This is a genomic window from Streptomyces sp. PH10-H1 (assembly GCF_030063355.1).
Taxonomy (GTDB): domain Bacteria; phylum Actinomycetota; class Actinomycetes; order Streptomycetales; family Streptomycetaceae; genus Actinacidiphila.
On record NZ_JASISZ010000122.1, the window covers coordinates 1 to 14,516 of the forward strand.

General features: G+C 70.6%; 12 protein-coding genes. 8 read left to right on the forward strand and 4 right to left on the reverse strand.

The annotated features are described in order from the left end of the window. Positions 1-122: 122 nt before the first annotated feature. Complete coding sequence (locus tag QMK24_RS38660; RefSeq protein WP_349362012.1) at positions 123-2,000, reverse strand: ice-binding family protein; 1,878 nt, start codon at positions 1,998-2,000, stop codon at positions 123-125. Between the two features lie 151 nt (positions 2,001-2,151). Then, positions 2,152-3,630, reverse strand: a complete 1,479-nt coding sequence (locus QMK24_RS38665; protein WP_283471582.1) for an MFS transporter — start codon at positions 3,628-3,630, stop codon at positions 2,152-2,154. Positions 3,631-3,732: 102 nt separating this feature from the next. Here QMK24_RS38665 and QMK24_RS38670 point away from each other — a divergent pair, with 102 nt between their 5' ends. The 3 genes from QMK24_RS38670 to era all read left to right on the forward strand — a co-directional run bounded on the left by QMK24_RS38670 (position 3,733) and on the right by era (position 6,037). Continuing rightward, on the forward strand, positions 3,733-4,596 hold the full coding sequence (locus QMK24_RS38670) for a helix-turn-helix transcriptional regulator (protein WP_283471590.1): 864 nt from the start codon (positions 3,733-3,735) through the stop codon (positions 4,594-4,596). 24 nt (positions 4,597-4,620) lie between these two features. Continuing rightward, complete coding sequence (locus tag QMK24_RS38675; RefSeq protein WP_283471583.1) at positions 4,621-5,013, forward strand: cytidine deaminase-like protein; 393 nt, start codon at positions 4,621-4,623, stop codon at positions 5,011-5,013. Between the two features lie 73 nt (positions 5,014-5,086). Next, a complete protein-coding gene (gene era, locus QMK24_RS38680) occupies positions 5,087-6,037 on the forward strand; it encodes a GTPase Era (RefSeq protein WP_502962626.1) in 951 nt (316 codons plus the stop codon). Between the two features lie 185 nt (positions 6,038-6,222). Here era and QMK24_RS38685 read toward each other — a convergent pair whose 3' ends face one another. Together QMK24_RS38685 and QMK24_RS38690 are read right to left on the reverse strand one after the other, a co-directional pair. Beyond that, entirely contained in the window at positions 6,223-6,489 is a 267-nt protein-coding gene (locus QMK24_RS38685; protein ID WP_283471585.1) for a protealysin inhibitor emfourin, read from the reverse strand. Positions 6,490-6,536: 47 nt separating this feature from the next. Next, positions 6,537-7,622, reverse strand: coding sequence for a M4 family metallopeptidase (locus QMK24_RS38690; protein ID WP_283471586.1), 1,086 nt, complete (start codon positions 7,620-7,622; stop codon positions 6,537-6,539). Positions 7,623-7,928: 306 nt separating this feature from the next. Between QMK24_RS38690 and leuA the strand changes: the two genes are divergently transcribed. The 5 genes from leuA to QMK24_RS38710 all read left to right on the forward strand — a co-directional run. After that, entirely contained in the window at positions 7,929-9,689 is a 1,761-nt protein-coding gene (gene leuA / locus QMK24_RS38695; protein WP_283471587.1) for a 2-isopropylmalate synthase, read from the forward strand. Between the two features lie 310 nt (positions 9,690-9,999). Then, a complete protein-coding gene (locus QMK24_RS38700; protein WP_502962625.1) occupies positions 10,000-10,767 on the forward strand; it encodes a TerB family tellurite resistance protein in 768 nt (255 codons plus the stop codon). 145 nt (positions 10,768-10,912) lie between these two features. Next, on the forward strand, positions 10,913-11,086 hold the full coding sequence (locus tag QMK24_RS42145; RefSeq protein WP_502962624.1) for a carbohydrate-binding protein: 174 nt from the start codon (positions 10,913-10,915) through the stop codon (positions 11,084-11,086). Between the two features lie 120 nt (positions 11,087-11,206). Then, positions 11,207-13,303, forward strand: coding sequence for an MMPL family transporter (locus tag QMK24_RS38705; protein WP_283471588.1), 2,097 nt, complete (start codon positions 11,207-11,209; stop codon positions 13,301-13,303). Between the two features lie 126 nt (positions 13,304-13,429). Further along, a partial coding sequence (locus QMK24_RS38710; protein ID WP_283471589.1) for a sensor histidine kinase occupies positions 13,430-14,516 on the forward strand: 1,087 nt, incomplete at its 3' end.

The following is a 14,516-nucleotide window of genomic DNA, read 5'->3' on the forward strand; positions in this document are numbered from 1 at the left end:
CCGGTTCTCGACCGGCCACCCCAACGACGCCTTCGACCCCGCCGCCACCGTCCACCTCGCCGACCACGAGGCGTGACCGCGCCCAGCCCGCCCAACCGGCAAAGGACCTGCGACGCGCTGCACTAGTGCCGTCGGGCTGCGCGTCGTTGGCTCCGCCTCATGAAGACGAGAATCACGCCTCCCAGTGCGAGCGTGGTGGCCGAGGCGGCCAGAAGACCGACCTCACTGCCCGCGCCGGTCTCGGCGAGCTCGCCTTGATGGTGATCGCCCTTGCCCTGGTCCTTGCCCTTCCCGTGGTCATCCGGTCCGTGGTCACCCTTCCCGTGGTCATCCGGTCCGTGGTCACCCTTCCCGTGGTCATCCGGTCCGTGGTCACCCTTCCCGTGGTCATCCGGTCCGTGGTCACCCTCCCCATGGTCATCCGGTCCATGACCGCCATGATCGTCACCGCCCGGAGCACCGGGAGGCCCAGAGGGTCCCGCAGGTCCCGCAGGTCCCGCAGGTCCGGCCGGTCCCGCAGGTCCGGCCGGTCCCGCAGGTCCCGCGGAACCGGTGGGGCCCGGAGCTCCAGTCGGACCGGGGGCGCCGGGAGCACCAGGAGCTCCGGCCTCACCGGGAGTACCGGGGGCGCCGGGAGCGCCGGGGGCACCAGGGGCACCAGGGGTGCCAGGGGCGCCGGGGGCGCCGGGGGCTCCGGCCTCACCGGGAGTACCGGGGGCACCGGCCGCACCGGGAGCGCCATTAGGGCCGGGTGCACCGGGAGCACCAGGGGTTCCGGGGGCACCGGCCGTACCGGGAGCGCCATTAGGGCCGGGTGCACCGGGAGAACCGGGAGCACCAGGGGTTCCGGGGGCACCGGCCGCACCAGGAGCGCCATTAGGGCCGGGTGCACCAGGAGTGCCGGGGGCACCAGGCGCGCCAGTCGGGCCGGGACCACCGGTCGGGCCAGGAGCACCGGTCGGACCGGGACCACCGGTCGGACCGGGACCACCGGTCGGGCCGGTCGGGCCGGTCGGGCCGGGCGGGCCGGTCGGGCCGGGCGGGCCCACCGTGCAGGCCGCCCGCGTAATGGTGTTGGTGTCCAGCGTGACCGCGCCATTGCGCGCCAGGGCCCGGCCTTCGATCACCGTGCCGGTCTGCGCAGCGATGGATGTCAGGGCCAGGATGTTGCCCTTGAAGAAGGAATTGGTTCCGATGGTGGCGGAACTGCCCACCTGCCAGAACACGTTGCAGGGCTGTGCTCCGTTGATGAGGCTGACATTGCTCGCCGAACCCGTGATCAAGGTCGAGGCGATCTGGAAGATGAAGACGGCGCTGGGGTCACCCTGCGCGTCAAGGGTGACGGTCCCGGTGAGCCCGAGTGGCCCCGAGGACTTGTACACGCCCCTCGTCAGCGTTTGTCCGACGAGATCGCCCGAGACAAGGGCCGTGGGTGCCCGGCCGGCCGCGTCGTTGTAGGCAATGACCAGGTCGGATTGCGCCTGAAGGGCTGCGGCGTCGGCTACGTGCTGCGCGCCGTTGACGATTCCGGGCGGGAAGCCCGTCACCGAAGAGCCCGGGCTGAGCCCCAGGTCGCCGTTGATAACGCTGGGGCCCGTATTGGTGACCGTTGAACCGCCCAATACCGCGTAACTGGTGTCGGTCCCCAATGTCACGGGGGCTTCTGCGGCGTGCGCGGTGGTCGAGACCAGAGCGGTCGTCGTCAGCAACGCTATGGCTGGTAGCAGCCAGCGGAAGGTTCCCTTGAGTCGAGTACGCGAACGCCCCCTGTTTGAGGGGACGGGCGGACTGGCAGCCACTGCCATAGGACATGACCTTTCTCGTCGCCGTTGAGCTCGGTCGCGCCGGCGTGGGCATTCCGAGCACCCGTGTGAGCTCTGGCCAGGCCTTGCAGCAGGGTGAGTTCCTGCCGGAGGCGGTGATGGACCGTCACTCAGTACTGGATTGTGGCAATAAGACCATAAGCAGCAAATCAGAAGAAAGGCCCATGCGAGTGACATACCGTCAGAGTCTCGAACTCGAATTTTCACCTATCTGGCGGACCCTCAAGTGATTCGCACAATGCGCCAGTTTCGCACCTGAGGATGTATCAGCCGTTGCGGTAAGGCCTGTTCGGACCCAGTGGATCCGACGATCGCCGGTCCTCGCCGTTCACTTACGAGCAGCCGCGCCCGGCCGCAGGCCGACCGCCACCAGTACCGCTACCACCAGCACGATCGCGGCGTCGGCGGCCAGTGCGAGGTGGATGCCGTCGAGCAGGTGGGTGCGGCTGGAGGCCAGGGTGCTCAGCAGCGGGATGCCGATGGTGAGGCCGAGCTGCTGGGAGCTGGTGACCAGGCCGGTGGCCAGCCCCTGCTCGTTGTCGGGGAGGCCGGACGTGGCGGTGATGCCGTAGGAGACGATCACCCAGAGGTGCCCGATGCAGCCCACCGCCGCTCCGACCAGCGCGATCCACGTGCCGGACGAGCCGGTACCGAGGAAGAGCAGCGCCGCCGTCAGGGCGGACTGCAGGACGAGGCCGCCGACCAGGGTCGTGCGAGTGCCGAACCGGCCGATCACCTTGGACGCCGTCATGCCGGTGATCGCGGCGGCGATGCCCTGCACACCGAAGACCAGGCCGGTCTGGAACGCGGACAGGCCGCGGATCTCCTGCAGATAGAGGGTGAGCAGGAAGACGACCGTGCTCATCATCGCGAAGGTGGTGATCCCGGCGAGGTTGCCCCAGGCCACCGTGCGCTTGCGCAGCATCTGCAGCGAGACCAGCGGCTCGGCGGCGCGGGACTCGACCACGACGAAGCCGATCAGCAGCGCGACACCCGCGACGAGGGACGCGACGACGTCGGCCCGTCCGAAGCCCTGCTGGGCCGCGGTGGTCAGGGCGTAGATCAGGGCCAGCAGCCCGCCGGTGACGGTCACCGCGCCGGGGATGTCGATACGGGGCCGCTGCGGGTGCCGGGACTCGGTCAGCAGGCCGGGGGCGGCGGCCAGGACGATGACACCCGCGACGGCGAGGATGGCCATGGTCGAACGCCAGCCGAAGTTGTCGGTGAACACACCGCCCAGGACGACGCCGATCGTGAAGCCCAGCGAGAGCAGGGTGCCGCTGATGCCGAGCGCGCGGTCCCGCAGCGGGCCCTCGGGGAACGTGGTGGTCAGCAGGGACATGCCGGTCGGCACGATCACGGCCGCGCCCAGACCCTGGATCGCGCGGGCGGCCAGGAAGGAGGCCGGGTCCCACGCCAGGGTCGCCAGGGCCGAGGCCGCGGTGAAGACGGCCAGCCCGGTCAGGAAGAGCTTGCGCCGTCCGAACAGGTCCGCGATCCGGCCGAAGAGCAGCAGGAAGCCGCCGGAAGGGAGCGCGAACGCGGTGACGGCCCACTGCAGATTGGCCCGGCTCATGCCCAGGTCGTTGCCGAGCACCGGCAGCGACACGTTCAGGATGGAGAAGTCGAGCGCGATCATGAACTGCGCCGCGCACAGCACGAACAGAACCAGCTTCGCGCGGGTGGTGAGCTTGTCGGGGGCCGAGGAGGGGGCCGAGGAAGGGGCCGGAGCCGGGGACGGGGAAGGGGCCGGAGCCAGGGCCGAGGCTGGAGCCTGGGCGGTTGCGGAGGAGGAGTCGATTGCCATGTCCACACCCTCGGGCGGATCGCGCTGGGGTGGGGAGCCCGTGCTTATGCTGGTGGCCGGACCACCAGCCAGGGGGAGCGAGTGGAGAACGCAGCCAAGTCGATGCCGTCCGCCAAGTCGTACCGCCGTCAGGAGCTGCGCGAGTTCCTGATGGCCCGCCGCGCCCGGATCAGCCCCACTGAGGCCGGCCTGCCGGACGGCGGAGCCCGCCGCCGTACTCCGGGGCTGCGCCGCGAGGAGGTCGCGGTGCTCGCCGGGGTCGGGGTGTCCTGGTACCAGTGGCTGGAGCAGGGGCGTGAGATCACCGTGTCGCCGCAGGTGCTGGACGCGGTCGCCCGGGTACTGAAGCTGAACGGCAGTGAGCGCCGCCATCTCTACGGTCTGGCCGGGCTCAATCCGCCGCTGCCGGAGGCCGCTCCGGGGTCGGACTTCTGCGACGGCCTGCACCGGCTGATCGACGCGTGGATGCCGTTCCCCGCGCACGTCATGGACGCGTACTGGAACATCATCGCCTTCAATGACGCGGCCGGGCTCGCCTTCGCCTTCACGCCGGACGACACCAACTGCCTGGTCACCTTCTTCACCAGCCCCCGCTACCGGGGCCGGGTCGACCACTGGGACGAGCTGGCGGCCTCCGTCGTCGCGCAGTACCGGGCGGCGGTCTCCGAGCGGCCGGACGACGAGGGGTTCCGCGCGGTGGTCGAGGAACTGGCCGCCGTCAGCCCGGAGTTCGCGGAGATCTGGGCGCGCGGCGATGTGCAGGCCAGTGGCCAGACGCTCAAGGAGATCATCCATCCGACCGCCGGATCGCTGCACTTCGAGAGCACCCAGCTGCGGATTCCGGCCCGGCCGGACCTGACCATCGTCATGCACAACCCGCTGCCCGGCACGGACACCGCAGCCAAGCTGGAGCGGCTGACGTCGCCGGAGGGCCGCCGGGACACCATGCGGCCGGTCGCGGGCTAGGGCAGGCGCTTTATGCTCGCCGGTATGAGCGATGCGACGACCGATGCGAACGGTGCGACCGATGCGACCGGTGCGACCCCGCTGGGGCCCGAGGACCTGAAGATCATCACCCTGGCGCGGTCCGCCCGCGCCCGCAACGGCGTGCCCGAGGGCGCGGCCGTACGCGACGAGACCGGCCGCACCTACGTCGCCGGTACGGTCGCGCTGGACTCGCTGAAGCTCAGCGCCCTCCAGACGGCCGTCGCGATGGCCGTCGCCAGCGGCGCCCAGTCGCTGGAGGCGGCAGCCGTCGTCACCGCCGCCGAGACCCCGGCGGACGCCGACCGGGCGGCCGTCCGCGACCTCGGGGGCCCGGACACCCCGGTGCACCTCGCGGGCCCGGACGGGACGCATCGGATCACCGTCGCGGCGGGCTGACGGCTCCCTTCCCGGCCCCGCTTCCCGGCCCGCCGGGTGCCGGTGTGTCCCGGCCCGGCCGGGATCGGGGAGAATGAGCGCCATGAGCGCCAGTACCCAGTCCTCCGAGGCCGCCCACCGGTCCGGCTTCGCATGTTTCGTCGGCCGCCCCAACGCGGGCAAGTCGACCCTCACGAACGCTCTCGTCGGCATCAAGGTCGCCATCACCTCAAGCCGGCCGCAGACCACCCGGCACACCGTGCGCGGCATCGTGCACCGGCCCGACGCGCAACTGATCCTCGTCGACACCCCTGGTCTGCACAAGCCGCGCACGCTGCTGGGCGAGCGGCTCAACGACGTGGTCCGTTCCACCTGGGCCGAGGTCGACGTGATCGGCTTCTGCGTGCCCGCCGACCAGAAGCTCGGCCCCGGCGACAAGTACATCGCCAAGGAGCTCGCGGGGGTCCGCAAGACCCCCAAGATCGCGATCGTCACCAAGACGGACCTGGTCGACGACAAGGTGCTGCGCGAGCAGCTTCTCGCGATCTCCGAGCTGGGCCGTGAGCTGGGCATCGAGTGGGCGGAGATCATTCCCGTCTCGGCCGTCGCGGACGTGCAGGTCGGCCTGCTCGCCGACCTCATCGTCCCGCTGCTCCCCGAGGGCCCGCAGCTCTACGCGGACGGCGACCTCACGGACGAGCCCGAGCAGATCATGGTCGCGGAACTGATCCGCGAGGCCGCGCTCGAAGGCGTACGGGACGAGCTGCCGCACTCCATCGCGGTCGTCGTCGAGGAGATGATCCCGCGCGAGGACCGGCCGAAGGACAGGCCGCTGCTCGACATCCACGCGAACATCTACATCGAGCGGTCCAGCCAGAAGGGCATCATCATCGGCCCCAAGGGCGCCCGCCTCAAGGACGTCGGCACCAAGTCGCGCAAGCACATCGAGGCGCTCCTCGGCACGCCTGTCTTCCTGGACCTGCATGTGAAGATCGCCAAGGACTGGCAGCGCGACCCGAAGCAGCTGCGGAAGCTGGGCTTCTAACGCGGGGGGATCCGCTCCGGCGGACGGTGCCTCCGGCGGTTCGGCCGGGGGTACGGGGGTTGCCCCCGGGAGACAGCAGCCTGGACCTGCATGTGAAGATCGCCAAGGACTGGCAGCGCGACCCGAAGCAGCTGCGGAAGCTGGGCTTCTAACTCCGCCGGCCCCTCTGACAGGCCGGTGCGGGGTTACGCGCCCTCCTTCAGGATCGTCTGGATCAGGTCGCGCTGCGCCTCGGTCAGGTGCGGGTCCGCGCAGTGGACCGTGCGGCCGTCGACGGTGATCTCGTAGTGGAAACCGTCCGGCACGCCACGGTCCGGCGCGGCCCCGCCCTGGGCGAGGGCCTCGCGGGCCACGGCGTGCAGGTGGGCGGCGTCGGGCCGGCCGGTGGTGTCCAGCGCGGCCCGTCGCTCGATTCCGGCGAAGCCGCCGGAACGGATCACTTCGATGTGCACAGTGCTCCTCAGCCCTGATCGCCCTACTCGCCCGGCACGCTTACCGGCTATCCGGGCGGACGCGGGAGGTCCGCGCCATTGGTCGACGTCGGGACGCCGACCTGCGACCAGGCCTTGAGTACGGCCTGGTGCGCCGGGCCCTCACCGAACCGGGATTGGGCGGCGGCGACGGTCAGCCCGGCGAACTCGGCGAACGTCGCCTGGGCGGAGAGGTTCCCGCCGGTCAGCACGTCGTACCAGATCTGCCCAGCCTGCTCCCAGGCATGCCCGCCGAGCGACTCGGCCAGCAGGTAGAAGGCGTGGTTGGGGATTCCGGAGTTGATGTGCACGCCGCCGTTGTCGCGGCCGGTCGCCACGAAGTGGTCCATGGTGCCCGGCTGCGGGTCCTTGCCGAGCTGCGGGTCGTCGTAGGCCGTGCCGGGCTCCTTCATCGAGCGCAGCGCGACACCGTTGATGCTCGGGCCGAGCAGCCCGGCGCCGATCAGCCAGTCGGCCGAGTCGGCGGTCTGCTGGAGCGCGTACTGCTTGATGAGGCTGCCGAACACATCGGACATGGACTCGTTGAGCGCGCCCGGCTGGCCGAAGTAGGTCAGATTGGCGGTGTACTGGGTGACGCCGTGGGTCAGCTCATGGCCGATCACGTCCAGCGGCAGGGTGAAGTCGAGGAAGATCTGGCCGTCGCCGTCCCCGAACACCATCTGCTCGCCGTTCCAGAAGGCGTTGTTGTACCCCTGGCTGTAGTGCACGGTCGCATTCAGCGGCAGGCCCTGGTCGTCGATGGACTGACGGCCGTATGCCTTGAGGTACAGCTCGAAGGTGGCGCCGAGACCGTTGTACGCGCGGTTGGCGGTCTGGTCCTTGCCGGGCTTGTCGCCCTCGCCGCGGGTCTTCCGGCCGGGCAGCGCCGTCTGGTGCTTGGCGTCGTAGATCGTCCGCTTCGGATGGTCGGAGGCGGTCGCGCCGGCGATGGAAGGTGCGCCGATGACCGTGGTCAGACGGCGGTGGGTGCGCTCGAACGCGTCCCGCTCCAGCGTGGCGCGGGCGAGATCGGAGAGCGCGCGGTCCTCAGATGTGGCCATCTTGTCGAGGACATGCGGAGGAATGATCGTGCAGAAAGTCCGTGTCGCGTCCATGGCCGCAATCTGGCACGTGCCAGCGGGACTGTCACTGCTTGCGACGATGATTCGCGAAAAGGGACGGAAGATCATGGTTTTACTGGACAGAACAGCTCGTCTTGCATATTGAGAGGGAGCACACTTCCAGTGCGGGATTCGAGTGGGCTCGGCTATGGTCGTTCACATCATGCGTTTCGGGCTGCTTCTCCTTAGCTGCCGCGGCGAGGGTCTGTAGTCGTAGGCCGACCCCCTCCCCGCGGAGTTCTGGCGTGCGCATCGCCGTCGGCCGTACCAGAGCCGGATCCCACGAGGAGCCCACCGCAGATGTCCGAGAACTCAGTAGGCCGCCCCACGCCCGTGACCGCCGCCAGTGTGCGCCAGCGCCCCACCGCGATGCCGATCCACAAGTACGCGCCGTACGACGCCGTGGACATCGCCGACCGCACCTGGCCGGACGCCCGGATCACCAAGGCGCCGCGCTGGCTGTCCACCGATCTGCGGGACGGCAACCAGGCACTGATCGACCCGATGTCTCCGATCCGTAAGCGGGCGATGTTCGATCTGCTGGTCACGATGGGCTACAAGGAGATCGAGGTCGGGTTTCCGTCATCCGGCGAGACCGACTTCGCCTTCGTGCGCTCCATCATCGAAGAGGGCGCGATCCCCGAGGACGTGACGATCTCCGTCCTGACGCAGGCCCGCGAGGAGCTGATCGAGCGGACCGTCGAATCGCTGGTCGGTGCGCGCCAGGCGACCGTCCACCTGTACAACGCGACCGCTCCGGTCTTCCGCCGGGTGGTCTTCCGCGGATCGAAGGAGCAGGTCAAGGCGATTGCCGTGGACGGCACCCGGCTGGTCATGGAGTACGCGGACAAGATCCTGGGCTCCGACACGGTCTTCGGCTACCAGTACAGCCCGGAGATCTTCACCGACACCGAGCTGGACTTCGCCCTGGACGTCTGCGAGGGCGTCATGGACGTCTGGCAGCCCGAGGCCGGCCGCGAGATCATCCTGAATCTGCCGGCGACCGTCGAGCGCTCCGCCGCCAGCACCCACGCCGACCGCTTCGAGTGGATGTCGCGCAACCTGTCGCGCCGCGAGTTCGTGTGCCTGTCGGTGCACCCGCACAACGACCGGGGCACCGCGGTGGCCGCCGCCGAGCTGGCGATCATGGCGGGCGCGGACCGTATCGAGGGCTGTCTGTTCGGGCAGGGCGAGCGCACCGGCAATGTCGACCTGGTCACCCTGGGTATGAACCTGTTCAGCCAGGGCGTGGACCCGGAGATCGACTTCTCGCAGATCGACGAGATCCGGCGCACCACCGAGTACTGCAATCAGATGGAGATCCACCCGCGCCACCCGTACGCGGGCGACCTGGTCTACACGTCCTTCTCCGGCTCCCATCAGGACGCCATCAAGAAGGGCTTCGAGGCGATGGAGGCCGACGCGGCCGCGTCGGGCAAGACCGTCGACGAGATCCCGTGGGCGGTCCCGTACCTGCCGATCGACCCGAAGGACGTCGGCCGGTCCTACGAGGCCGTCATCCGCGTCAACTCGCAGTCCGGCAAGGGCGGCATCGCCTACGTCCTGAAGAACGACCACAAGCTGGACCTGCCGCGCCGCATGCAGATCGAGTTCTCCAAGATCATTCAGATCCAGACCGACGACGTGGGCGGCGAGGTCACCCCGGCGCAGATCTGGGAGACCTTCCGCGACGAGTACCTGCCCACGCCGGACAACGCCTGGGGCCGGATCGAGCTGCGCTCCGCGCAGGCCGAGAGCACCACCGGCGGTGGCGACGTACTGACCGTGGAGGCCGTCGTGGACGGCGTCGTGACGACGCTCAGCGGCAGCGGCAACGGCCCGATCTCCGCGTTCTTCGACGCGCTGTCCTCGGTCGGCATCGACGCGCGACTGCTGGACTACACCGAGCACACGCTGAGCGAGGGCGCCAGCGCCCAGGCCGCGTCGTACATCGAGTGCGCCATCGACGGCAAGGTGCTGTGGGGCATCGGCATCGACCCGAACACGACCCGCGCCTCCCTGAAGGCGGTCGTCTCGGCCGTCAACCGCGCGGCCCGCTGAGTCGGCTTCGGCCTTACGGCGGGCAACGGCCGCGGCGACCCTCACGAGGGTTCGCCGCGGCCGTTCGCGCGTCCGCGTCCGTCCCGGCGCGCACCTGGGGGACACCCAATTGGGGACCAATTGACGGTCGCTGTACGGGCGAACGTCGAGATCGCGTCAATCCTCATCCCGGGCCGACCCGCTGTGACCTGCTAAAACGCGTCAGGGAAGGGGGTGTCCCGGAAATGCCCCCTTACGCGGTACTGACTGCGCGTCACTGGTGTGGCTAACATCACGGCAGTAACGGCACCGTTGCCGAGGCGTTACGCACATGTGCGGGCCGGATCGGTGCGTACCGGGACGAAACGCCGGAGGGTGCAACGTGGTTCAGCTGAGAGGGCTGTGCATCTGGGGTGTGCGGACCGCATGGCACACCGAGGACGACGGGGAGTTCTTCTGCCCCGACTGTGGTGGCGACCGCGGATACCACCGGCGCAGCGGCATCCGTCGCCTGACCGTGTTCAACGTTCCCCTGCTGACCCGGGGGCCGGCCGGTGTCGTCATCGAATGCAGCGGCTGCCACGGGCACTTCGGCCCCGAGACGCTCGACCACCCCACCACGGCCCGCTTCTCCGCGATGCTGCGGGACGCCGTCCACACCGTCGCCCTCGCCGTCCTCACGGCGGGCGGGGCCATGGGCCGTCCTGCCAGGGAAGAGGCCGTCCGCGCGGTGCGCTCCGCGGGGTTCACGGACTGTACCGAGGACCAGCTCCTCGGGCTGCTGGCCGCGATCGTCGCCGACGCGGGCCGGTTCCCCGGCGCGGCCGACGCCCTCGGCCCCGACTCCTTCGCCGACGCCCTCGACGGCTGCGGCAGCTGGCTCTCCATCGAGCTCCATGAGGCCCTGGAACCGCTCAGCGCGCACCTCGCGCCGCAGGGGCGTGAGCGCATCCTGCTGCAGGGGGCCAGGATCGCCCTCGCCGACGGGCCGTATCTGCCGGCTGAGCGGGAGGCGCTGGTGGCGGTGGGCCGCTGCCTGGCGCTGCCCGCGGGGGACACCGAGCGGCTACTCGCCGAGGCTGCTGGGACGCCGTCCTGAGGTCTGAACTCAACTGCTGCCCTCAAGCGCCGGGCGGGCTGTAAGAAAGGCCGCCCTCAAACGCCGGGCGGGCGGAACGGTTGAATGGCGTGGGACGATTCCGGTGAGGCGGCAGCTTGCCGGGCTCGTGAAAGGGCGTCATCACATGGCAGCGGGATTCTCGGAATGGAAAGTCAAACAGCAGTACTCGGCGAATGACCGCGTGTCCTACCTGGGCAAGCAGTACCGCTGCCTGGCAACGCACACCTCCAATTCCGCCTGGAACCCGAAGGGTGCCGTCACGAAGTGGCAGGAGTACCGCGTACTCCCGGGGGAGTAGCGGGCGGGCGCGACGACCCGGGGAGTAGGCCGTCGTTCGGTCCTGAGCGTGACGAAAGAGGGCTTCCCCGACGGAAGGCTGGTGCACAGGAAGCCAGTCGTTCCAGGAGGGGAGGCCCTGATGGGGGCCACGAAGTCCGCGAGGTCCGCCAAGCCGCGGCGCCGGATACTGCCATGGGCGGTGATCGGGTTCTGGATCGTGGTACTCGCCGTCACCGGGGTGTTCGCCGGGAGACTCGGCGCCGTCAAGCACGACGACGCCGTCGACTATCTGCCGGCGAGCGCCCAGTCGACCCAGGTCGCGAAGATCCAGCAGACGATGCCCGGCGGCGGGTCGACCGATGTCGTGCTGGTCTACGACCGCGCCTCGGGGATCACCGCCACCGACCGCGCCGCCGTCCAGCGGCAGACGGCGGCCGTGGACGCCGCGTACGACCTGGTGGGCGGCGTGCCCCGGGCCGTGCCGGCGAAGGACGGCCGGACGCTGATGGTGCCGGTCGCGATCGCCCAGAAGGACGGAAAGCCCGAGGATGTGGTCGCGGACGTCCGCGTGCTGCTCGCCAAGGACCGTCCGGACGGGCTGACGGTCCGGGTCGGTGGCCCCGGCGGGATGGAGGCCGATGCCAAGACAGTCTTCAACAGCATCGACGGCACCCTGCTCATCGGTACCGTCGCCGTCGTCGCGCTACTGTTGATCATCACCTACCGCAGCCCGTTCCTCTGGCTGGTGCCCCTGGTCGCCGTCGGCGTCGCCGCGGGGACCGCGATGGCCATCGTCTACGGCATGGTGCAGGCCTTCGGCTTGACCGTCTCCAGCATGAGTTCCTCGGTGATGACTGTCCTCATCTTCGGCGCGGGAACGGACTACGCGCTGCTGCTCATCGCCCGCTACCGCGAGGAACTGCGCCGGCGGCCGGAACCGTACGAGGCCATGCGCACCGCCCTGCGCGGCGTCGGCCCGGCCGTGCTCACCTCGGCCGCGACCGTGGTCGCCGGGCTGCTGTGCCTGCTCGCCGCCGACCTCAACAGCAGCCGCGGCCTCGGCCCGACCGGCGCCGTCGGCATCATCTGCTCGCTCGCCGCGATGACCACCCTGCTCCCCGCCGTCCTGGTGCTGCTCGGCCGCCGGGTGTTCTGGCCGCTGATCCCCGGCTACGGCAGCCGGCCGAAGGAGGCGCGGGGCCTCTACGGCCGGATCGGCGCGCTCGTCGTACGCCGCCCGGTCGCGGTGCTCACCGCCTCCGCGGTCGCCGTCGGGGCGCTCGCGCTCGGCATCGGGAACCTTCCAGGCGATCTGCGCCAGGACGACACCTTCACCGTCACCTCGGAGTCCGTGACGGCCGCGCACACCCTCCAGCGGGCGTTCCCCGAGCGCAGCGCCCAGGCCGTCATCGTGCTCGCCCCCAGCGCCCGCTCCGACGCGGTCCTGGCCACGGTCCGTACCACCGACGGCGTCGCGGGTACGGCGAAGGGCAGGACCGCGAACGGCTGGACCGAGATCGAGGCCTTCCCGTCCGCCGCACCCGACACGGCGGCGGAGCACGGCACGATCGAACGGCTGCGTACGGGGACGGCCGCGGAGCACGGGCTCGTCGGCGGCTTCAGCGCCCAGCAGCTCGACACCGCCGACACGTCCTCCCGCGACCGGAAGATCGTCGTGCCGCTGGTGCTCGTCGCCGTCTTCCTGCTGCTCGCCGCGCTGCTGCGCAGCCTGGTCGCGCCGCTGCTGCTGGTGGTGGCGATGGCCGGGGTCTGGGCGGCCTCGCTCGGCATCGGCGGACTGATCTTCGGCCCGGTCCTCGGCTTCCACGGCATTGATCCGGGCCTGCCGCTGCTGAGTTTCGTCTTCCTCGTCGCCCGCGGCGTCGACTACGGGATCTTCCTCATGCACCGCATGCGGGAGGAGGCGGAGCGCGGCGCGGACGCCCGGCGGTCGGCCGTCACCGCGCTGGAGGCGACCGGCGGTGTCATCGCCTCGGCGGGCATCGTGCTCGCCGCCACCTTCACCGTCCTCGCGTCCCTGCCCCTGGTGATGATGGTCGAGATGGGCACGACGATCGCCCTCGGCGTCCTGCTGGACACTTTCGTGGTGCGGACCTTCCTGGTCCCGGCCGCGAGCACCCTGCTGGCCGGCCGCGTCTGGTGGCCAGGCCGGCTCAGCCGGGAGATGCCCCGGCCGCCCGAGCCGACGGCCATCGACCTGGAGCTGGTCCGCTAGGGCCTCGTCCCGGGGGGCTTGTCCCCGGGGGAACAGGGGCTTGTCCCCCAGCGCCGGACGGGCTGCGATTTCAGCCCGTCCGGCGACAGGTCGTCGCACAGCACACAGGATGGAGCCGTGTCACCCATGAGAACCACCCCAGCGGTGCGCGTCACGCGCAACGATCTGCTGCTCGCCGCCGGATTGCTGGCGCTCCAGGCGGTGCTGGCCCTGACGCTGCCGGTCACGGCCGTTGGCGGCCACCGGCCGGATGCCCTGGGGTGGACGCTGCTGGTGACCATCGCGGTCTTCCAGGTGTGGCGGCGGCGGGCGCCGCTGGGCATGGTGCTGGCGCTGGCGCTGGCCGTGTCGGTCTACCACGGCAGTGACAACCTCCATCAGGCGGTGATCCCCACCACCATGGTCGCGCTATACAGCCTGGCGGTCGCCGGGCCGCCGCTGCGCACTTTCGTGGTGATACCGCTCCTGATCGGCCTCATGGCCGGGGTGATGCTGGCCACGCTCGACCGGCCCGACACGGGAACCCACATGCTCAGCAGCGCCGGCTGGATCTTCGCGGTCGGGCTGGTCGGCGAGGCGGTACGGATGCACCGCAAGTACATCGGGGCGATCGTGGAACGCGCCGAGCGGGCGGAGCGCACCCGCGAGGAGGAGGCGGGCCGCCGGGTCGCGGAGGAGCGGCTGCGGATCGCCCGCGATCTCCACGATCTGCTGGCGCACACGATCACGCTGGTCGGTGTGCAGACCTCGGTGGCCGCTCACGTCCTGATCGCCAACCCGGACCGGCTGGACCGGGAGGCGATCGCCGCCTCGCTGGAAGCCATCTCCGACACTTGCCGTGACGCCCGCGCGGAGCTGCGCGCCACCTTGCGGGTGCTGCGGTCCGGCGCCGCCGACGACGACCGGGGCCCACTGGGATCCGGGGGGCCGCTCGGGCCGCTGCCGGGACTGCCGGGGGTGCCCGACCTGGTCCGTGCCGCCGAGGCGGCCGGGGCGCGGGTGGCGCTCACGGTCGGCGCGGGCGCGGACCACGCGCCGCCCGCGGTCGGCGCCGCCGCCTACCGCATCGTGCAGGAGGCGCTCACCAACGCCGTACGGCACGCCGGCGGTTCGCATGTCCGGGTGACGCTCACCCGCGGTGCGGCGGCGCTCAACGTCTCGGTCCTGGACGACGGCCCGGCCGCGGGCACTCCGCGCGGACCGGTCCGTACGG